Annotated in this window: 18 protein-coding genes; 7 read left to right on the top strand and 11 right to left on the bottom strand. The window is 62.7% G+C overall.

Annotation, left to right across the window (positions count from 1 at the left end; translation table 11 throughout):
* The first annotated feature begins 132 nt into the window (after nucleotides 1–132).
* From LOY34_RS26095 to LOY34_RS26080, 4 genes are read left to right on the top strand one after another with little or no spacing between them, the layout of a single operon-like run.
* Nucleotides 133–1,227 (top strand): polyamine ABC transporter substrate-binding protein, encoded by a 1,095-nt coding sequence (locus tag LOY34_RS26095; RefSeq protein WP_093378296.1) that lies wholly within the window; start codon nucleotides 133–135, stop codon nucleotides 1,225–1,227.
* A gap of 59 nt (nucleotides 1,228–1,286) precedes the next feature.
* Entirely contained in the window at nucleotides 1,287–2,429 is a 1,143-nt protein-coding gene (gene potA / locus LOY34_RS26090) for a polyamine ABC transporter ATP-binding protein (protein ID WP_045201117.1), read from the top strand.
* Nucleotides 2,426–3,346 (top strand): ABC transporter permease subunit, encoded by a 921-nt coding sequence (locus LOY34_RS26085; RefSeq protein ID WP_093378301.1) that lies wholly within the window; start codon nucleotides 2,426–2,428, stop codon nucleotides 3,344–3,346. Before potA ends, LOY34_RS26085 begins: the two co-directional genes overlap by 4 nt.
* Nucleotides 3,343–4,233: an ABC transporter permease subunit gene (locus LOY34_RS26080; RefSeq protein ID WP_130261928.1), complete on the top strand. Its 891-nt coding sequence runs from the start codon at nucleotides 3,343–3,345 to the stop codon at nucleotides 4,231–4,233. The genes LOY34_RS26085 and LOY34_RS26080 overlap by 4 nt, the downstream gene beginning before the upstream one ends.
* 70 nt (nucleotides 4,234–4,303) lie before the next feature.
* Here the strand turns inward: LOY34_RS26080 and LOY34_RS26075 are convergent, their stop codons facing one another.
* Entirely contained in the window at nucleotides 4,304–5,464 is a 1,161-nt protein-coding gene (locus tag LOY34_RS26075; RefSeq protein ID WP_195885276.1) for an AAA family ATPase, read from the bottom strand.
* A gap of 143 nt (nucleotides 5,465–5,607) precedes the next feature.
* Here LOY34_RS26075 and LOY34_RS26070 point away from each other — a divergent pair, with 143 nt between their 5' ends.
* The 3 genes from LOY34_RS26070 to LOY34_RS26060 are packed head-to-tail and all read left to right on the top strand — an operon-like array spanning nucleotide 5,608 to nucleotide 10,810.
* A complete protein-coding gene (locus tag LOY34_RS26070; RefSeq protein WP_123565210.1) occupies nucleotides 5,608–6,699 on the top strand; it encodes an efflux RND transporter periplasmic adaptor subunit in 1,092 nt (363 codons plus the stop codon).
* Nucleotides 6,696–7,766, top strand: a complete 1,071-nt coding sequence (locus LOY34_RS26065; RefSeq protein WP_045201126.1) for an efflux RND transporter periplasmic adaptor subunit — start codon at nucleotides 6,696–6,698, stop codon at nucleotides 7,764–7,766. The genes LOY34_RS26070 and LOY34_RS26065 overlap by 4 nt, the downstream gene beginning before the upstream one ends.
* Nucleotides 7,763–10,810, top strand: a complete 3,048-nt coding sequence (locus LOY34_RS26060; RefSeq protein WP_195885275.1) for an efflux RND transporter permease subunit — start codon at nucleotides 7,763–7,765, stop codon at nucleotides 10,808–10,810. Before LOY34_RS26065 ends, LOY34_RS26060 begins: the two co-directional genes overlap by 4 nt.
* Nucleotides 10,811–10,888: 78 nt before the next feature.
* On the opposite strand, the gene LOY34_RS26055 is transcribed toward LOY34_RS26060, so the two are convergent.
* The 10 genes from LOY34_RS26055 to tcyJ form a co-directional block, all read right to left on the bottom strand.
* A complete protein-coding gene (locus LOY34_RS26055) occupies nucleotides 10,889–11,344 on the bottom strand; it encodes an REP-associated tyrosine transposase (protein WP_093378320.1) in 456 nt (151 codons plus the stop codon).
* A gap of 128 nt (nucleotides 11,345–11,472) precedes the next feature.
* Complete coding sequence (locus tag LOY34_RS26050; RefSeq protein ID WP_258664086.1) at nucleotides 11,473–12,117, bottom strand: methionine ABC transporter permease; 645 nt, start codon at nucleotides 12,115–12,117, stop codon at nucleotides 11,473–11,475.
* On the bottom strand, nucleotides 12,107–13,237 hold the full coding sequence (locus LOY34_RS26045) for a methionine ABC transporter ATP-binding protein (protein WP_195885273.1): 1,131 nt from the start codon (nucleotides 13,235–13,237) through the stop codon (nucleotides 12,107–12,109). Before LOY34_RS26045 ends, LOY34_RS26050 begins: the two co-directional genes overlap by 11 nt.
* A 1-nt stretch (nucleotide 13,238) precedes the next feature.
* Nucleotides 13,239–14,042 carry a MetQ/NlpA family ABC transporter substrate-binding protein gene (locus tag LOY34_RS26040; RefSeq protein ID WP_195885272.1) on the bottom strand — a complete coding sequence of 268 codons (804 nt, stop codon included), beginning with the start codon at nucleotides 14,040–14,042 and terminating at the stop codon, nucleotides 13,239–13,241.
* Complete coding sequence (locus tag LOY34_RS26035) at nucleotides 14,035–15,426, bottom strand: LLM class flavin-dependent oxidoreductase (protein WP_195885271.1); 1,392 nt, start codon at nucleotides 15,424–15,426, stop codon at nucleotides 14,035–14,037. Before LOY34_RS26035 ends, LOY34_RS26040 begins: the two co-directional genes overlap by 8 nt.
* Nucleotides 15,426–16,631, bottom strand: coding sequence for an SfnB family sulfur acquisition oxidoreductase (locus tag LOY34_RS26030; protein ID WP_195885270.1), 1,206 nt, complete (start codon nucleotides 16,629–16,631; stop codon nucleotides 15,426–15,428). Before LOY34_RS26030 ends, LOY34_RS26035 begins: the two co-directional genes overlap by 1 nt.
* A 22-nt stretch (nucleotides 16,632–16,653) precedes the next feature.
* Nucleotides 16,654–17,895 carry an SfnB family sulfur acquisition oxidoreductase gene (locus tag LOY34_RS26025; protein WP_195885269.1) on the bottom strand — a complete coding sequence of 414 codons (1,242 nt, stop codon included), beginning with the start codon at nucleotides 17,893–17,895 and terminating at the stop codon, nucleotides 16,654–16,656.
* A 276-nt stretch (nucleotides 17,896–18,171) separates the two neighbouring features.
* Nucleotides 18,172–18,933, bottom strand: coding sequence for an L-cystine ABC transporter ATP-binding protein TcyN (tcyN, locus tag LOY34_RS26020; RefSeq protein ID WP_195885268.1), 762 nt, complete (start codon nucleotides 18,931–18,933; stop codon nucleotides 18,172–18,174).
* A gap of 3 nt (nucleotides 18,934–18,936) precedes the next feature.
* Nucleotides 18,937–19,602, bottom strand: coding sequence for a cystine ABC transporter permease (gene tcyL, locus LOY34_RS26015; protein ID WP_123565219.1), 666 nt, complete (start codon nucleotides 19,600–19,602; stop codon nucleotides 18,937–18,939).
* Nucleotides 19,602–20,402 (bottom strand): cystine ABC transporter substrate-binding protein, encoded by an 801-nt coding sequence (tcyJ, locus tag LOY34_RS26010; protein ID WP_123565220.1) that lies wholly within the window; start codon nucleotides 20,400–20,402, stop codon nucleotides 19,602–19,604. The genes tcyL and tcyJ overlap by 1 nt, the downstream gene beginning before the upstream one ends.
* Between the last annotated feature and the right edge of the window lie 80 nt (nucleotides 20,403–20,482).

Here is a 20,482-nt window from a genome sequence, read left to right as displayed (position 1 = left end):
CCCGCCCGGGGAGCATGAAAGCACAAATTTTTTTTGCGGCATGAGTGCATCGAAGGTAAGTTGCGCGCCGGTTTGCTTATCCGGCAGGTATTTCTGCCGTTTGCCACAGGCACATTTGTGAGGACCTCCCACTTGTCTATTTCTGTATTTCGCAAGGCCATGTTGGCTGGAGCGGGTCTGACGCTGGCGATCAGCGTCCAAGCGGCGCCCACGGTGCACATTTATAACTGGTCCGACTACATCGGTCAGACCACCCTCGCGGACTTCGAAAAAGCCACTGGCATCAAGCCGGTGCAAGATGTCTTCGACTCCAACGAAACCCTGGAAGGCAAACTGCTGGCCGGTCGCACCGGCTATGACGTGGTGGTGCCGTCCAACCATTTCCTCGGCAAGCAGATCAAGGCGGGCGCGTTTCAGAAGCTCGACAAGGCGCTGCTGCCAAACTATGCGAACCTCGACCCGGCGCTGATGAAGCGCCTGGAAAAGAACGACCCGGGCAACCAGTACGCCGTCCCCTACCTGTGGGGCACCAATGGCATCGGCTATAACGTCGACAAGGTCAAGGCGGCGCTGGGTACCGACAAGATCGATTCCTGGGCCGTGCTGCTCGAGCCGGAGAACATCAAGAAGCTCTCCAAGTGCGGAGTCGCGTTCCTCGACTCGGCCGACGAGATGCTCCCGGCGGTGCTCAACTACATGGGGCGTGACCCCAACAGCACCAACCCCAAGGACTACGCCGACGCCGAGAAGAAGCTGCTGGCCGTGCGTCCCTACGTGACCTACTTCCACTCCTCCAAGTACATCTCCGACCTTGCCAACGGCGACATCTGCGTGGCTGCCGGTTTCTCCGGCGATGTATTCCAGGCCAAGTCCCGCGCCGAAGAAGCCGGCAAGGGCGTCAAGGTGGCCTATGCGATTCCCAAGGAAGGCGGCAACCTCTGGTTCGACATGCTGGCGATCCCCAAGGACTCCAAGAATGTCAAAGAGGCCCATGCCTTCATCAACTATTTGCTGCAGCCTGAGGTCATTGCCCAGGTCAGTGATTACGTCGGTTACGCCAACCCGAACCCCAAGGCTGGCGATCTGATGGACCAGAGCGTGCGAACCGACGCAGCGGTTTACCCACCGCAAGAAGTGCTGGACAAGTTGTACGTCAACTCCGAGCTGCCTCCCAAGGTGCAACGGTTGATGACCCGTAGCTGGACCAAGGTCAAGTCGGGCAAGTAAAAATCCAGGGTCCGTCACGGCAGGGGCGGACGCAAAAAATCTTGTTGGGAGTTTCACAAATGGCAGTTGCCTCCGGTGCCTATAAGAAAGCCCTCGAGGGCGACCAGCAACCTAAACAGGTGCTGGTCAAAATCGACCGGGTCACGAAAAAGTTCGACGAAACGGTCGCCGTGGACGATGTGTCCCTGGAAATCAAGAAGGGCGAGATCTTCGCCCTGCTCGGTGGTTCCGGTTCGGGCAAATCCACCTTGCTGCGCATGCTCGCCGGCTTCGAACGGCCCACCGAAGGGCGCATTTTCCTCGATGGCGTAGACATCACCGATATGCCGCCCTACGAGCGGCCGATCAACATGATGTTCCAGTCGTACGCATTGTTCCCGCACATGACCGTGGCGCAGAACATCGCCTTCGGCCTGCAGCAGGACCGCATGCCCAGGTCCGAGATCGACGCCCGCGTGGCCGAGATGCTCAAGCTGGTGCACATGACCCAGTACGCCAAGCGCAAGCCGCACCAGCTCTCCGGTGGCCAGCGTCAGCGTGTGGCCCTGGCCCGTTCGCTGGCCAAGCGGCCGAAACTGCTGCTGCTCGATGAGCCGATGGGCGCGCTGGACAAGAAGCTGCGCTCGCAGATGCAACTGGAGCTGGTGGAGATCATCGAGCGGGTCGGCGTGACCTGCGTGATGGTAACCCACGATCAGGAAGAGGCCATGACCATGGCCCAGCGCATCGCCATCATGCACCTGGGCTGGATTGCCCAGATCGGCAGCCCGATCGACATCTATGAAACCCCGACCAGCCGCCTGGTTTGCGAATTCATCGGCAACGTCAACCTGTTCGAGGGCGAAGTGGTCGACGATGCCGAAGGCCACGCAGTGATCGCCAGCCCCGAGCTTGAGCGCAAGATCTACGTCGGCCACGGTGTCACCACTTCGGTGGAAGACAAGCGCATCACCTACGCCCTGCGCCCGGAAAAACTGCTGGTGACCACCGAGCAGCCGACCTGCGAGCACAACTGGTCGCGCGGCAAGGTCCACGACATCGCCTACCTGGGTGGCCATTCGGTGTTCTACGTCGAGCTGCCTGGCGGCAAGATCGTCCAGTCGTTCGTTGCCAACGCCGAGCGCCAGGGCACCCGGCCGACCTGGGACGACCAGGTCTACGTCTGGTGGGAGGATGACAGCGGCGTGGTACTGCGCTCATGAACGCCCGCAAGCTCAAGCGAGCCTTCAACCGAATAAAGCCCGAGGGGCGCCATGTGGTGATCGGCGTGCCGTTCATCTGGCTGTTCCTGTTCTTCATGCTGCCGTTCTTCATCGTTCTGAAGATCAGCTTCGCCGAAGCCGACGTGGCGATCCCGCCGTACACCGAGATCTACAGCTACGTCGAAGACAAGGTGCAACTGGTGCTCAACCTGGCCAACTATGGCCTGTTGACCGAAGACGAACTGTACATCTCGGCGTACCTGGGGTCGTTGAAGATGGCCTTCGTCAGCACGCTGCTGTGCCTGCTGATCGGCTATCCGATGGCCTACGCCATCGCCAACGCGCGCAAGGAAACCCAGACGGTACTGTTGCTGCTGATCATGATGCCGACCTGGACCGCAATCCTGATCCGTGTCTATGCCTGGATGGGCATCCTCAGCAACAACGGCCTGCTCAACGCCCTGCTGCTGTGGCTGGGCTGGATCGATCAGCCGTTGCAGATCCTCAACACCAACCTTGCGGTGTATATCGGCGTGGTATATTCGTACCTGCCGTTCATGATCCTGCCGCTCTACGCCAACCTGGTGAAGCATGACCAGAGCCTGCTTGAGGCGGCCTCGGACCTGGGTTCGAGCACCTTCAACAGCTTCTGGAAAATCACCGTGCCGCTGTCGAAGAACGGCATCATCGCCGGCTGCATGCTGGTGTTCATTCCGGTGGTGGGCGAGTTCGTCATTCCTGAGCTGCTTGGCGGCCCGGAAACCCTGATGATCGGTAAAGTGCTCTGGCAAGAGTTCTTCAACAACCGTGACTGGCCGGTGGCCTCTGCCCTGGCGGTAGTGATGCTGGCGATCCTGATCGTACCGATTCTGCTCTTCAACCGTAGTCAGGCCAAAGAGATGGAGGGCAGGGCATGAAGCGTTTCAGTTTCTCCAAATTGATGTTGGTCCTGGGCCTGCTGTTCATCTACCTGCCCATGCTGATCCTGGTGATCTACTCGTTCAACGCCTCCAAGCTGGTGACGGTGTGGGGCGGCTGGTCGGTGAAGTGGTACGTCGGCCTGCTCGACAACACCCAGTTGATGGGCTCGGTGATGCGCTCACTGGAGATCGCCTGCTACACCGCGATCGCCGCCGTGGCGCTGGGCACCCTGGCCGCCTTCGTGCTGACCCGGGTTACCCGCTTCAAGGGCCGCACGCTGTTCGGTGGCCTGGTTACCGCACCGTTGGTAATGCCCGAGGTGATCACCGGTCTGTCGCTGTTGCTGCTGTTCGTGGCCATGGCGCAGATGATCGGCTGGCCGCAGGAGCGTGGCATCGTCACCATCTGGATCGCCCACACCACCTTCTGCGCAGCCTATGTGGCGGTAGTGGTATCGGCGCGCCTGCGTGAGCTGGACCTGTCGATCGAAGAAGCGGCCATGGACCTTGGTGCACGGCCGTGGAAGGTGTTCTTCCTGATCACCATCCCGATGATCGCACCGTCGCTGGCAGCGGGCGGGATGATGTCCTTTGCTCTGTCGCTGGACGACCTGGTACTGGCCAGCTTCGTCTCGGGCCCGGGTTCGACCACCCTGCCGATGGAAGTCTTCTCTGCCGTGCGTCTGGGCGTGAAGCCGGAAATCAACGCCGTGGCCAGCCTGATCCTGCTCAGCGTGTCGCTGGTGACCTTCATGGTCTGGTACTTCAGCCGTCAGGCCGAAGAGCGTCGTCGTCGGGCGATCCAGCAGGCTATCGAAGAAAGCGCTGCCGACTCGTGGAAACAACCGGACGTGCGCCGCGCGCCGACGCCGGTTTCGGCGTGATCTGAAACCCTTCGCGGGGCAAGCCCGCTCCTACAAATGGGTAGGAGCGGGCTTGCCCCGCGATTGGTTTTTACTCCGGCCAGTGCCAGGCCGGCTCATCCAGCATCCCCTGACCGGCTACGCGGGTCTGCCCCAGCACCTTCTCCAGCACGATCGAATTGCAGCTCGCATCCTGTTCCAGCGCTGCCACCAGGCGGCGTGCATGTGACACCACCCACACCTGACACTGCTCCGAGGCGCGAACGATCAAGCGCGCCAACGCTGGCAACAAGTCCGGGTGCAAGCTGGTTTCCGGCTCGTTCAGCACCATCATGGTTGGCGGCCTTGGGGTCAGCAGCGCGGCGACCAGCAGCAGGTAGCGCAAGGTACCGTCTGACAGTTCGGCGGCGCTCAGCGGTCGCAACAAACCTTCCTGATAGAACAACACCCCGAACGCCCCACCCGGCACGGCATCGATCTCCAGGCGTGCGCCGGGGAAGGCATCGGCGATGGTTGCCTGCAAGGCCTGCGAGTCGCCGATCTCGATGATGGTCTGCAGCGCGGCGGCCAGGTCGCGGCCGTCGTGGTGCAGTACCGGCGTGCGCGTACCCAGTTGCCGGCGGCGGGCCGGGGCATCACGGTCGGTACGAAAGTGATCGTAGAAGCGCCAGCCACGGATGCGCTCGCGCAGCAGCAACACCTCCGGTGAGGAGCGCAGGTTGCCGACCTGGTCGAACAGGCTGTCGAAGCTCGGCGTGTGCTGCGCCTGCACCTCCCATTGGCGGCCTTCACGGGCCTTGACCATCGGCCCCTGGCGTTCCACCAGCAGGCTGGCCGGGCGGTACAACGGACCTGCCCAGATGCTTTCGCGCTTGATCTGCGGGTCGAGGGCGAAAGATGACCTGCTTGGCTCCGGCAGGCCGAGACCGATGGCGTAGCCGAATTTTTCGTCGCCAAAGCCCAGGCGCAAGCGCCGTGCATGCTGGCGCGGGCCGCCCTGGATGGCGACTTCGCCGTTGCTCATGCGCCGGCTGATCTGCTCGGGGCCGGCCCAGAACGTCGACTCCAGCCCGCCCTCCACCGCCAGGGCGTTGACCACACCGCCTTGCGCCGTTTCTGCGAGTAGGCGCAGGGCCTTGTACAGGTTGGACTTGCCGCTGCCGTTGGGCCCGGTAATGACGTTAAGGCGTGCCAGCGGCAGCACCAGGTGATTGATCGAGCGGTAGTTGGCGACAGCCAGGGTGGTCAGCATGGCAGCGTCCATTCAGGCAAAGATGCAGTATCGCCGATTCCACAGGGTGAACGAATTGTGTATGCCGACAAGCGATCAAGGGAACCCTGATCTACGCTAACACTCGCATTCCTAAATAGATCTGGCACATGCAAGGAGCCTGCATGAGGGTGTTGCGTCCTTTATCGCTCGTCTGCCTGGGGGTGTTGCTGGTGCTGACGGGATGCGGGGAGAAAAAAGCCCCTGAAGCCGAACTGCCCAGGGTTGGTGTTCAACGTGTTCAGCCCAGTGATTTCGCAGCGTCCGTAACCCTGACCGGCGATGTTCAGGCGCGGGTGCAGACCGATCTTTCGTTTCGCGTGGGCGGCAAGATCATTGCCCGCAGCGTCGATGTCGGCGATCACATCAAGGCCAACCAGGTACTGGCCAGGCTTGACCCCAAGGACCTGCAAACCAACGTCGACTCGGCCAAGGCCGAGGTCTTCGCCGAGCAGGCGCGCGTGACCCAGACTGCCGCGGCCTTTGTTCGCCAGCAAAAACTGTTGCCCAAGGGCTACACCAGCCAGAGCGAGTACGACTCGGCCGAAGCCGCCTTGCGCAGCAGCCAGAGCGCACTCAAGGCCGCCCAGGCGCAACTGGCCAACGCCCGAGAGCAGTTGAGCTACACCGCGCTGGTCGCCGAGGCGGACGGGGTGATCACCGAGCGCCAGGCCGAGGTCGGCCAGGTGGTTCAGGCCACAGTGCCGATCTTCAGCCTGGCCCGCGATGGTGAGCGCGATGCGGTGTTCAATGTCTACGAAGCCTTGCTGGTGGCCCCGGCCACCCGTGAGGCAATCAAGGTCAGCCTGGTGGATAACCCGAAAATCCAGGCTCAGGGTTACATCCGTGAGGTCACCCCGACGGTTTCGGCGCAAAGCGGCACGGTGCAGGTCAAGGTGGCATTGAATGATGTGCCGCCCGGCATGGACCTGGGCTCGCCAGTTACTGCCACCGGCAAAGTTCAGGGCAAGCCGAGCGTAGAGTTGCCCTGGTCAGCGCTGACCAAGGACCTGCATGAGCCGGCGGTGTGGCTGGTGGGCGAGGGTGACAAGGTGCGCTTGCAGAAGGTCAAGGTGATGCGCTACCTGACCGGCAAGGTGGTGGTGGGCGATGGCCTCAAAGGTGGGGAAACCGTTGTGGTAACTGGCGGGCAACTGCTAAATCCGGGCATGCAGGTGGAAATCGCGCCGCTCAAGGACAGCGGGGTGGCGCAATGAAAGCAATCACGTTTGTCTTGGGCGGCGCACTGCTGCTCGTAGGTTGCGGCAAGCAAGCCAGTGCGCCAGAACCTGTGCGACCAGTGCTGTCGGTCATTGCCCAGCCACAGGTACAGGCCAATCTTGGACGTTTCGCTGGCAGCATCCAGGCCCGTTTTGAAAGCACCCTGGGCTTTCGTGTGGGGGGCCGGATTGCCCGGCGCTGGGTCGATGTCGGCAGTCAAGTGCAACCAGGCGATGTGCTTGCCAGCCTTGATCCCACCGACCAGCGCAACCAGTTGCGCGCCGCTGAGGGCGACCTGGCGAAGATCCAGGCGCAGTGGATCAACGCCCAGGCCAACGCCCGACGTCAGCAGCAGTTGTTTGATCGCGGCGTGGGTGCGCAAGCCCAGCTGGACATCGCGCAGACCGACCTGAAGACCACTGGAGCCTCCCTGAAGCAGGCGCGGGCGGCGGTTGACCAGGCCCGTGATCAACTGGGTTACAGCGAGCTGAAGGCCGACCATGGCGCCGTAGTCACCAATTGGCAGGCCGAGGCCGGGCAAACGGTGAGTGCCGGCCAGGCCGTGGTGACCCTGGCGCGACCGGATATCAAGGAAGCGGTGATCGACCTGCCGACCAGCCTGGCCGAGCAATTGAACACGCAGCTTCAGTTCCTGGTGGCCTCGCAACTGGACCCGGATATCAACACCACGGCGACCCTGCGTGAGCTGGAGCCGCAGGCCGATGCCACCACGCGCACCCGTCGCGCCCGCCTGACCTTGGTCGATACGCCGAATGCGTTCCGTCTCGGCACGGCTATCAGCGTCACCCTGACCTCGGCGGTTTCGCCACGCACCGAACTGCCGGCGTCGGCCTTGCTCGAAAGCGACGGCAAGACCCGGGTATGGGTGGTCGATCCGCAGCAAAAAACCGTCGCCACACGTGATGTGAAGCTGCTTGAGCGTACCCCCGGCAGCGTAGTGCTGGCCTCGGGCGTACAGCCTGGCGAGCGAGTAGTAACCGCCGGTGTAAACAGTCTCAAACCGGGCCAGAAGGTCATCGTCGACGAGGAAGACCCGCAATGAATGGAAGCTTCAACCTGTCGGAGTGGGCGCTGAAGCACCAATCCTTTGTCTGGTACCTGATGTTCGTCGGCTTGCTGATGGGCGTGTTTTCCTACATGAACCTGGGGCGTGAGGAAGACCCTTCGTTCACCATCAAGACCATGGTCATTCAGACCCGCTGGCCGGGTGCGACCCAGGATGAAACCCTGTACCAGGTCACCGACCGCATCGAAAAGAAGCTCGAAGAGCTGGACTCCCTCGACTATGTGAAAAGCTACACCCGCCCGGGCGAGTCAACCGTGTACGTCAACCTGCGCGACACCACCAAGGCGGCGGACATCCCGCAGATCTGGTATCAGGTGCGCAAGAAGATCCAGGATATTCGCGGCGAGTTTCCCCAAGGCATTCAGGGCCCGGGTTTCAACGATGAGTTCGGTGACGTGTTCGGCTCGATCTACGCCTTTACCGCCGATGGCCTGAGCATGCGCCAGCTGCGCGACTACGTCGAACAGGTGCGCGCCGAGATCCGTGAAGTGCCCAACCTGGGCAAGGTGGAAATGATCGGCACCCAGGACGAGGTGCTCTACCTGAACTTCTCGACCCGCAAGCTGGCGTCGTTCGGCATCGACCAGCGCCAGGTATTGCAGGCCCTGCAGAGCCAGAACGCAGTCACCCCGGCCGGGGTGATCGAGGCCGGTCCCGAGCGCATTTCGGTACGCACCACCGGCCAGTTCGCCTCGGAGAAAGACCTCGAGGCGGTCAACCTGCGCATCAACGACCGTTTTTTCCGCCTGGCGGATATCGCCGAGATCCAGCGAGGCTTTGTCGACCCACCCGCGCCGATGTTTCGCTACAACGGCCAGACCGCCATTGGTCTTGCCATCGGCATGAAGGCCGGCGGCAACATCCAGGTGTTCGGTGCCGACCTGCACAAGATGATGGACCGCGTGGTCTCCGAGTTGCCGGTTGGTGTTGGCGTGCATACGGTGTCTGACCAGGCGGTGGTAGTAGAGGAGGCTGTGGGCGGCTTTACCAGCGCCCTGTTCGAGGCGGTGGTGATCGTCCTGGTGGTCAGCTTCATCAGCCTCGGGGTACGCGCCGGTCTGGTGGTGGCCTGTTCGATTCCGCTGGTGCTGGCCATGGTCTTCATCTTCATGGAATACAGCGGCATCACCATGCAGCGGATCTCCCTGGGCGCGCTGATCATTGCCCTGGGCCTGTTGGTGGACGATGCGATGATCACCGTCGAGGTCATGGTCACGCGCCTGGAAATGGGCGAGAGCAAGGAGCAGGCAGCCACCTTCGCCTACACCTCGACCGCCTTTCCGATGCTTACCGGTACCCTGGTGACGGTCGCGGGCTTCGTGCCGATCGGTCTCAATGCCAGCTCGGCAGGGGAGTACACCTACACCCTGTTCGCGGTGATCGCGGCCGCCTTGCTGGTGTCCTGGGTGGTGGCCGTAGTATTTGCCCCGGTACTCGGCGTGCATATCCTCAGCACCAAGGTCAAACCGCACAGCGAAGAGCCGGGGCGTATCGGCAAGGCCTTTGGCAACAGCCTGCTGTGGTGCATGCGTCATCGCTGGCTGACCATCATCGGCACTGTGTTGCTTTTCGTGCTGGCGGTGTTCTGCATGCGATTCGTGCAGAACCAGTTCTTCCCGTCCTCAGACCGCCCGGAAATTCTCGTCGACCTCAACCTGCCGCAAAACGCCTCGATCGAGGAAACCCGCAAGGCGGTGGATCGCCTGGAAGCGACGCTCAAGGGCGACCCGGATATCGTGCGCTGGAGCACTTACATCGGCCAGGGCGCGATCCGTTTCTACCTGCCGCTGGACCAGCAACTGCAGAACCCGTACTACGCCCAGCTGGTGATTGTCAGCAAAGGCCTGGAGTCGCGCGAGGCATTGATGGCGCGCCTGCAAAAGCGTCTGCGTGAAGACTTCGTCGGCATTGGCAGCAACGTCCAGTCACTGGAAATGGGCCCGCCGGTCGGGCGACCAATCCAGTACCGGGTCAGCGGCAAGGACATCGATGAAGTGCGCAAGCACGCCATTGCTCTGGCTTCGCTGCTTGACCAGAACGAGCACATCGGCGAGATGATTTACGACTGGAACGAGCCGGGCAAGGTGCTGCGGGTCGAGATCGCCCAAGACAAGGCGCGCCAGCTCGGGTTGTCGTCCGAAGACGTGGCCAATGTAATGAACAGCATTGTCAGCGGCGCGCCGGTGACCGAGGTCAACGACAACATCTACCTGATCGACGTCATCGCGCGCGCCGTAGACAGCGAGCGCGGCACGCCGCAGACCCTGCAAAACCTGCAGATCGTCACCCCCAACGGCACCTCGATCCCGCTGCTGGCCTTCGCCACCGTGCGCTATGAGCTGGAACAGCCGCTGGTATGGCGTCGCGACCGCAAACCGACCATCACCATCAAGGCCTCGGTGCGCGGCGAAATCCAGCCGACCGACCTGGTGGCCGAGCTCAAGCCGCAGATCGACAAATTCGCCAGCAAACTGCCGGTGGGTTACGCCGTGGCCACCGGCGGTACCGTGGAAGAAAGCGGCAAGGCCCAGGGCCCGATCGCCAAGGTGGTGCCGCTGATGCTGTTCATGATGGGCACCTTCCTGATGATCCAGCTGCACAGCGTGCAGAAGCTGTTCCTGGTCGCCAGCGTGGCGCCGCTGGGCTTGATCGGCGTGGTCCTGGCGCTGGTGCCGACCGGCACGCCGATGGGCTTTGTGGCGATCCTGGGGATTCTTGCGCTGATCGGCATCATCATCCGCAACTCGGTGATCCTGGTGACCCAGATCGACGAGTACGAAGCCCAGGGCTACTCGCCCTGGGACGCGGTGCTGGAAGCGACCAACCACAGGCGCCGGCCGATCCTGCTGACCGCAGCAGCGGCGAGCCTGGGCATGATCCCGATCGCCCGCGAAGTGTTCTGGGGGCCGATGGCCTACGCCATGATTGGCGGGATCATCGTCGCCACCTTGCTGACCCTGCTGTTTTTGCCGGCGCTGTACGTGGCCTGGTACAAGATCCGCGAGCCGCAGCGCCAGTGATTACGCCATCGCGGGTCCAGCCCGCTCCCACAGTTGCAACGGTGTATTCTGTGGGAGCGGGCTTGACCCGCGATGCTTTTAGATCCAGACCGCATCCCAATGAGGATAGTCACCAATTCGCTGCACCAGCCCTGCACGAATAGGGTTGGCAACAATGTAACGAGCTACTGCCTGGACATCTTCTTCATAGCGCAATGCACGATCATGAAACCCAGGCTGCCAGAGTCTGCTTTTGAGTTTGCACGCCTTGCAAATGGCGCAGCCACTGCGTGACTTGAGCCTGCGCATTAGTGTTTTCAATGTGCAGGACTGCAACTCGATGAGCCAATGAAAGTGATCAGGCATTACTACCCAGGCCAGTGATCGCGCAGCGCCTTCTTGCTCAGCTAGTTTGAATTGGGCAACGACGAGCCGGGCCAAGCCAAACTCTCTGAGTATGGGGGCCCGGTTTTCAGTGATGCTCGTCAGTAGATACAACCTGCCGGGTTCGGAAATTCGCCCCCGTCGCAGGAGCTTGGAGTGTGGACGGTCCATGTCGACTTCCTTGAGTTTGAAACTTCAAGGTAGCTGGACTCGCTGGGGGAGCATGGAGGTCTTGAAAACAGAATGTTTCCCTGTGCCATAGATGTGGGAGCGGCGACCCGACTTGACCCGCGATAAATTCAGCGCTTGTTCAAGCCCTTCGCCAACCGGTCCCCGCCCAGCTGAATCAACGCCACCAGCACCACCAGCATGACGATCACCGCCAGCATGATCTGGCTGTCGAAGCGCTGGTAGCCATAGCGGTAGGCAATGTCGCCCAGGCCTCCGGCACCGATGGCGCCGGCCATGGCCGAGGAGTTGATCATGGTCACCAGGGTGATGGTAAAGCCGCCAACGATGCCCGGCAGGGCTTCGGGCAGCAGTACATGCCAGACGATATGCCAGCGCCGGCAGCCCATGGCCTGGGCCGCTTCGATCAGGCCGTGGTCGACCTCGCGCAGGCTGACTTCGGCAATGCGCGCAAAGAACGGTGTGGCGGCAATGGTCAGCGGTACCACTGCCGCCCAGACGCCGTAGGTGGTGCCGACGATCAAGCGGGTGAAGGGAATCAAGGCCACCATCAGGATCAGGAACGGAATCGAGCGGAACAGGTTGACGAAGGCGCCGAGCACCCGGTTCAGGGCAGGCGCTTCAAAGATCCCGCCCTTGCCACTGGTGACTAGGATCACCGCCAGCGGCAGGCCGGCGAGCAGGGCGATCAGCGATGAGACGCCGACCATCAGCAGGGTGTCGAGCACGCCCTGGAGCAAGCGATCAAACCACATAACCCAATACCTCCACTTGTGCCGCCCATTGCCGGGCGCGCTCAATCACTTGCTCGTGGCGGTGCGGCGAGTTGGCCACCGACACAACAAGCTGCCCCAACGCGCGGCCCTGGATCGGTTCGATGCCGCCTTGCAGCAAGCTGATCCGACCGCCGAGCAAGGCGAATAATGAAGACAATTCCGGTGCCTGCTTGTCTTTGCCACTCACCCGCAAGCTCAACACCAGTGCTGCCTCAGGCCCCGCCGGTTGCGGCTGCAAGCGAGCCTGCAACGCAGCTGGCAGAGCAGGCTGCAAGGGCGCGAGCAGGGTCTTGCTGACCTCATGCTGCGGATCGCCGAACACCTGCCAGACTGCGCCTTGTTCAACGATGCGCCCACGCTCGAGCACCACCACCCGGTGGCAGATATCGCGGATCACCGCCATCTCGTGGGTGATCAACACGATGGTCAAACCCAGGCGCTGGTTGATATCGCGTAGCAGGCCGAGGATCGACTCGGTGGTTTCCGGGTCGAGTGCCGACGTAGCCTCGTCACACAGTAGGATCTCGGGGTCATGCACCAGCGCCCGGGCAATGCCGACGCGCTGCTTCTGCCCGCCGGACAACTGCGCCGGGTAGACGTGATGCTTCTCCTGCAGGCCGACCAGTTCCAGCAATTGGGCAACCTTGCGCTGGCGCTCGGCCTTGGGCACGCCGGCGACCTTGAGCGGTAGCTCGACGTTCTGCCAGACGGTCTTGGCCGACATCAGGTTGAAGTGCTGGAAGATCATGCCGATGCGCCGGCGCAGGCGCACCAGGCGGTCTTCGTCGTACTCGCCGATGTCTACCTGGTCGATCAGCACCCGGCCCTGGCTGGGTTGCTCCAGGCGGTTGATGGTGCGGATCAGCGACGACTTGCCGGCGCCGCTGCGGCCGATGATGCCGAAGATCTCGCCGTGCTGGATGTTCAGGTCGATGCCGTCCAGCGCCGGGGCCTGTTGGCCAGGGTACGTCTTGCCGAGGCCAATGAAGCGTACATGGGCGTTGCCCAGCTCCGGGTGCAAGGCCCGTTGCCGGGCCTGTTGCAGGGGCGCGAAAGTGGCCTGCTGCTCCTGCGCCACGCGGGCGCTGATGGCGCTCATTTCAGCTCTCCCAGCCGGCTTGGTAGAGCTTGCCGTGGGCCTGGTCGAGGGCAGCACGCACCACCGGCGAGTGCTGGTAGATGTCGATGAACCTGGCCAGGCGCGGGTCGTCCTTGCTCTGCGGGCGGATGACGAACTGGATCACGTATTCCTTGTGGTCGAGGCCGTCGAACAGCAGCGCCGAAGTGGCGTCGAAGGTCTTGGCCAGGCGGATGTAGGCCGGGTAGCCCTGGACCAGGTCGGCGTCGTCGTAGGCACGCACCAGTTGTACTGCTTCAACCTGAAGGATCTTCAGCTTCTTCGGATTGGCGACAATGTCTTCTTCGGTAGCCTTGTAGCCGACGCCGGGCTTGAGGGTGATCAGGCCGGCCTTGGCCAGCAACTGCAAACCGCGGCCGCTGTTGATCGGGTCGTTGGCGATGGCCACGCTGGCGCCCTCGGGCAGCTCGGCGAAGCTCTTGTACTTTTTCGAATACAGGCCGACGTTGTTGATGATCCCCGGGGCGAAGGGCACCAGGTCGAAACCGGCAGCAGCCTTGGCGTTTTCCAGGAACGGGATGTGCTGGAAGTAGTTCACGTCGATGTCGCCGGCCGCCAGGCTGACATTCGGCGCGATCCAGTCGCTGAACTCGATCAGTTCGACGTCCAGGCCCTGTTTCTTGGCCTCGCTGACGGCGGCTTCAAGCGGGATCGAGAAGGCTGCGGTGGTGCCGACTTTCAGGGCATCGGCGGCCTGGGCGGCGCCGAACAGGCCGAGGCTCAAGGCCAGGGCTGCGAGCGGGCGGGCAATAAAGGTCTTAAGCATGCTGTAGCGCTCCCGTCGGGGTCGTGGTGGTGTGGCGATAGCTGGCGCCAGGATGGTCTGCCGGCAGGTGAGGCTGGTCGCTGGCGAAGAGTTTTTCGCGCAGGCTGCCCTGTTCGTAGGCGGTCTTGTACGAGCCGCGGCGTTGCAACTCGGGGATGACCAGGTCGATGAAGTCGACATAGCTTTCCGGGGTGACCGTGCGCGCCAGGTTGAAACCGTCGAGGCCGGTTTCGGCGATCCAGCTTTCCAGTGCGTCGGCGACCTGGGTCGGCGAGCCGATCAGGGTGATGTAGCGCCCGCCCAGAGCGTGCTGTTCGAGCAGCTTGCGCCGGGTCCAGTCGTTGTTCTGCAGGTTCTTGGTGGCAGACTGGATGGCATTGCTTTTCACGTACTGGATCGGCTCGTCCAGTTCGTACTCGGAAAAATCGATAGCGGTGGAACTGGCAAAGTGCGCAACACCGGCCTCGGGGCTGGCATAGCGCAGGTACTCGGCGTGCTTGGCCTTGGCCTGTTCTTCGGTGCGGGCGACGATCACCGTCAGGCCCATGAACACCTTGATGGCCTGAGGGTCGCGCCCGGCTGCGACGGCGGCAGCGCGGACCTTGTCGACCTGGGCGCGGGTGGCGGCCTTGTTCTGGCCGCTGATGAACACGCATTCGGCATGGTTGCCGGCAAAGCCCAGGCCACGCTCGGAACTGCCAGCCTGGAACAGCACCGGCGTACGCTGCGGCGACGGCTCGCAGAGGTGATAGCCCTCGACCCGGTAGAACTCGCCTTGATGCTTGACCTTGTGCACCTTGTCCGGCTGGGCGTAGATCCGCTGCTGGCGGTCGTTGAGCACCGCGCCGTCTTCCCAACTGCCTTCCCAGAGCTTGTACAGCACCTGCAGGTACTCGTCGGCCTGGTCATAGCGGCGGTCGTGCTCGGGTTGCTGGTCCAGGCCCATGGCCTTGGCAGCGCTGTCGAGGTAGCCGGTGACGATGTTCCAGCCGACCCGGCCACGGCTCAGGTGGTCGAGGGTGGAAAGGCGCCGGGCAAACAGGTACGGCGGCTCGTAGGTGAGGTTGGCGGTCAGGCCGAAACCCAGGTTGCGGGTGACCGCGGCCATGGCCGAGACCAGCAGCAGCGGGTCGTTGACCGGTAGCTGGATCGACTCTTTGAGCGGTACATCGACCGACTGCTGGTAGACGTCGTAGACACCGACGATATCGGCGATGAACAGCCCGTCGAACAGCCCGCGCTCGAGCAACTGGGCAAGCTCGGTCCAGTATTCGAGGGTTTTGTACTGGCTCGAGTTGTCCCGCGGGTGGGTCCACAGGCCGTGGTTGATATGGCCAACGCAGTTCATGTTGAAGGCGTTGAGCAGGATCTTTTTCTTGGCCATCAGATGGTGCCCCGCAACGGTGGGTTTTCATCGTTGAGGTAGTAGTTGCCGATGGCGTGGTACTTCCAGCGCACCGGGTCGTGCAGGGTGTGCACCCGGGCGTTGCGCCAGTGCCGGTCGAGGCCATGCTCGGCCAGGGTGGCCTGGCTGCCCGACAGCTCGAACAGAGTGGTGCCGGCGGCGAGGGAAATCTCGGTGCTGATCGCCCGCGCTTCGGCCACGGCGATGGAGGCGGCGGCGACGGTTGCGGCATTGGGCTCGGCCTGGGCGCGGTCGAGGTATTCGCCGGCGCGTTCGAGCAGCGCTTCAGTGGCGTGCAAACGGATCGCCAGGTGGCCGAAGGATTTCAGCGTCAGTGGATCTTCGCTGGCCTTATCGACCCCGGAGTCGACCCATGGCCGGCTGCGGGTGCGCACGAAGTGCAGGGCATCTTCGTAGGCGGCGCGGGCGATGCCGGTGTCGATGGCGGCGTGGAGGATCTGTGCCAGCGGGCCGACCGTGGTCGGGCGCTCGAAGGCGCTCTGGAACGGCAGCACGTCTTCGGCGCCAACCTGGACGTTATCGAACAGCACCGACCCGCTGCCGGTGGTGCGCTGGCCGAAGCCGCTCCAGTCGTCGATGACCTTCAGCCCGGTACTGTCTGCCGGGACGAAGGCCAGGCGCTGGATGCCGTCCTCATCGACAACCGAGGTGGGAATGCGCTGGGCATAGAGCGCACCGGTGGCGTAGAACTTGCGCCCGTTGATGCGGTAAGCATCGCCGTCGCGGCTAAGGGCGGTGGTGCGGTCGTGGGCGGTCTTGGTGCCCAGCTCGGCCAGGGCATTGCCCAAGCGCTGGCCGGCCAGTACTTCGGCGTACAGGCGCTGCTGTTGCGCCGCGCTGCCGTTGACCCGCAGCACTTCGAGGGCATAGAAATGGTTCTGCGGAATCTGCCCCAGCGAGGCGTCCGCCTGGGCGATGCGGGCGATGACCTTGGCCAGGGTGACGTTCGATACGCCAGCGCCACCAAAGGCCTTGGGTACGCTGATGCCCCACAGGCCGGAGCGCGAGAACAGTTCAAGTTCAGGGTGCGGCAGGCGTCGTTCGCGGTCGCGCAGGGCGCTGTCGCGGCGCAGCTGGACGGCGATTTCCTCGGCGACTTGCAATGCCTGGGCGTCAGTGTGGATGACCGCGACGTTGGCGTGCGGTTGTGGCAAAAGGCTCATAAACAGGGCTCCAGTGGTCTGGTCAAATCCAGGAGTGCCGGGCAGGCAAGGTACCGTTGAGGTGATAGGCGCCGACGGCGTGGTATTTCCAGCGCACCGGATCGTGCAGGGTGTGCACGCGGGCATTGCGCCAGTGCCGGTCGAGGTTGAACTCGGCCAGGGTGGCGCGGCTGCCGGAGAGCTCGAAGAGCTTCTCGCTGGCCAGCAGCGAAATCTCGGTGGTCAGCACCTTGGCTTCGGCCACGGCAATCGAAGCGCGAGCGGCCGCAGCGGCATCGACCGGCGCGGCGCTGACTTCATCGAGCACCCGCGCAGCCTTGGAAAGCAGTGCCTGGGCGGCATGCAGCTCAAGCTGCAGGCGGCCGACATCGGCGATCACATAGAGATCGTCGCTGGCACGATCGACCTTGGCGTCGATCCATGGCCGGGCTTTGTCGCGAACGAAGGCGATGGTGTCGGCAATCGCCGCTTCGGCGATACCGGCATCGATGGCCGCCTGGATCAGCTGCGAAGCCGCGCCCTGGATGTTTGCTACTTCGCCCTGTTTCCAGGTGTCGATCACCAGCTCCGCATCGACCTGCACCTGGTCCAGCAGCACGGTGCCGCTGGCGGTGGTGCGCTGGCCGAAGCCGGACCAGTCATCGACGATGCGCAGGCCCGGGGTGCCGCGGCGGACAAAGGCCATGACCTGACGGCCGTCATCGTTCAGCGCCTTGACCGCGACCCAATGGGCAAACAGGGCGCCGGTGGAGTAGAACTTCTGGCCGCTGAGCACATAGTGATCGCCCTCGCGGGTGATCCGTGCCTTGAGGTCCAGGGTGTGTTTGGTGCCGCGTTCCGGCCCGGCATTGCCGATGCGCCAGCCATCGAGCACCGAGGTGAACAGCAGCTCTTTCTGCCGCTCTGTGGCGGTGCCTTTGAGCAGTTGCAGGATGCCGAACTGGTTTTGCGGGATCTGCCCCAGCGCCGGGTCGGCGGCGCTGATGATGCGAAAGACTTCGGCGATGGTGACAAACGACACCTGCGCGCCACCAAAGGCGCGCGGGATGCTGATGCTGCCCAGGCCGCTGCGGGTGAACTGTTCGATTTCTGCCCAGGGCAGCTTGCGCTGCTGGTCGCGTTTGGCCGCCTGGGTGCGTGCCGCTTCGGCCAGTTCGTGGGCCGCTTGCAGGGCTTGTTCGTCGTTGCTCAGCACCTTGGCCGGCAGCAACAGCGGGGCGCTGTCCAGATCGCTGTGGACTGTGGTTTCTGCCAGATTGGACATCAGTACCGCTCCTTGGCTGCACTCAATGCCCTGGCGTTACGCACTGGGGTGATTGTGTTCCTGACCATACCTACCTCACGAATTGAAAACGTCGACGCGGGCTGCGACGACAAAATTGCGTTGGTCCGGTGGTCCGGTGCATATACCCTAATAGCGTATAAAAATTAAATAAACTAACTTTTAGGAATAAATATAGAAGTACTTGGCGGTCGCTGGACGAACGCCTGCCGGGGCTGGGCAGGCGCTGTCAGAAGGGGGGAAAAGGCCGGGGAAAACTCAGTAGCCGGTGTTCTGCGTACCGAGGAATTTACTCAGGAACTGGCGCGTGCGTTCTTCCTTGGGGTGGGCGAACAGCGCCTTGGCTTCGCCCTGTTCAACGATCACGCCCTTGTCGAAGAAGATCACCCGGTTGGCCACGTCGCGGGCAAAGCTCATCTCATGGGTGACGATGATCATGGTGCGCTTTTCTTCAGCCAGGCCACGAATGGTCGCCAACACCTCGCCGACCAGCTCGGGGTCGAGCGCCGAGGTCGGCTCATCGAAGAGGATCACTTCCGGCTCCATCGCCAGGGCCCGGGCAATCGCCACCCGCTGTTGCTGGCCGCCGGAGAGCTTGCGCGGGTAGGCGGCTTCCTTGCCGGCCAGGCCGACCTTGGCCAGCAGCTTCATGCCCAGGGCCACGGCTTGTTCGTGCGGAGTTTTCTTGACCACCAGCGGGCCTTCGATGACGTTCTCCAGCGCCGTACGATGGGGGAACAGGTTGAAGTTCTGAAACACGAAGCCGACTTCCTGGCGCAACTGGCGGATCAGCCCGCTTTGCTGGCCCAGCGGGCGGTTGGCGTCGATTTCTACCTTGCCGACCTTGATGCGCCCGCTGCTGGGGGTTTCTAGCAGGTTCAGGCAACGCAGGAAGGTGGTCTTGCCCGAGCCGCTGGGGCCGATGATGGCGATCACCTCGCCGGCCTCAACCTTGAGGCTGATGTCATCGAGCACGGTCTGGCCGTTGAACTGCTTGCTCAGTCGTTGTACCTCGATCATGCCTCAGGACTCCTGGTCGTGCCGGTTGACCCGCGCTTCCAGGCGGTTCTGCAGGTGCGCGAGAACGCTGGCCAGCACCCAGTAGATCAGTGCGGCGGCAAGGTACATGGTGAAGATCTCGAAGGTGCGCGCAGTAATCAGCTGCGCCTGGCGGAACAGCTCCGGCACCTGGATGGTGGCGGCCAGGGCGGTGTCCTTGACCAGCGAAATAAAGCTGTTGCCCAGTGGCGGCAAGGCGGTGCGCGCCGCTTGCGGCAGGATTGCCCGGCGCATGGCCTGGCCACGGGTCATGCCGATGCTGGCGGCAGCCTCCCACTGGCCGCGGTCGATGGAACTGATCGCGGCGCGGAGAATTTCACAGGCATAGGCGGCCATGTTCAGCGAGAAGCCGATCAATGCTGCGGGCAGCGGGTCGAGCTCGATGCCCAGTTGCGGCAGGCCGTAGTAGATCATGAACAGCTGCACCAGCAGCGGCGTGCCGCGAAAGAACGACACGTAGACCCGCGCCGTCCAGCTCAGCAGTTTGATCGACGACAGGCGCATCAGCGCCAGGCCAAAGCCCAGCAGCAGGCCGAAGAACATCCCGCCGAGGCTGAGAATGACCGTGTAATACGCGCCCTTGAGCAAAAAGGGCGCGGACTCCAGCGCCAGTTGCAAAGCTGCTTCCATTATTGAGTGACGTCAGCGTTGAAGTACTTTTCCGAAAGCTTTTTCAGTGTGCCGTCGGCGCGCAGCTTGTCGAGAGCTTTGTTCACTGCTGCCAGCAGTTCCGGCTCGCCTTTGCGCAGGGCAATACCGGCTTCCTGGCGGGAGAAGGCGTCACCGGCGGCGGTGGTGTCCTTGGCTTTCTTGGCGTATTCCAGGGCGGCCAGACGGTCGATCAGGATGGCGTCGATACGGCCGACGCGCAGGTCCTGGAACTTGGTCGGATCGTCTTCGTAGGTGCGCACGTCCGCGGTCGGCACGTTGGCTTTGACCCACTGTTCGTAGTTGGTGCCCAGGCCCACGCCGACTTTCTTGCCGCCCAGGTCGGCAGCGGACTTGATGTTCAGCTCGGCGGCCTTTTTCGTCAGCACCAGCGCCTGAATCCCGGAAATGGTGTAGGGCGCGGAGAAATCGTACTTTTTCTTGCGCTCATCGGAGATGGTCACCTGGTTCACCACCGCGTCCAGGCGCTTGGACTCAAGTGCTGCGAGGATGCCATCCCACTTGGTCGGCTGCAGCTTGACCTTGACTCCCAACTCCTTGGCCAGGGCTTCGGAAAGCTCCACTTCGAAGCCGGCCAGCTTGCCGTCGGCGTCGACGAAGCTGAACGGTGGATAAGTGCCTTCAAGGCCGATGTTGATCACGCCCTTGTCTTTGATCTGCTGCAGTTGCTCACCAGCGACAGCATGGCCGAGCAGGCTGGCGCCGAGCAGCAGGCCGAGGCCTGCGGCGACTGCCTGTTTACCGAAAGCGGAAATCTTCATGGTTAGCCCCAATGTTGTTGTGAGTGTGGCGCTGACTATAGGGTGACGCTTTTAGTCTTAAAAATAATATAAATTCATTT

It is taken from the genome of Pseudomonas sp. B21-009 (assembly GCF_024749345.1).
Taxonomy (GTDB): domain Bacteria; phylum Pseudomonadota; class Gammaproteobacteria; order Pseudomonadales; family Pseudomonadaceae; genus Aquipseudomonas.
This window is presented reverse-complemented; position numbering and strand designations above follow the sequence as displayed.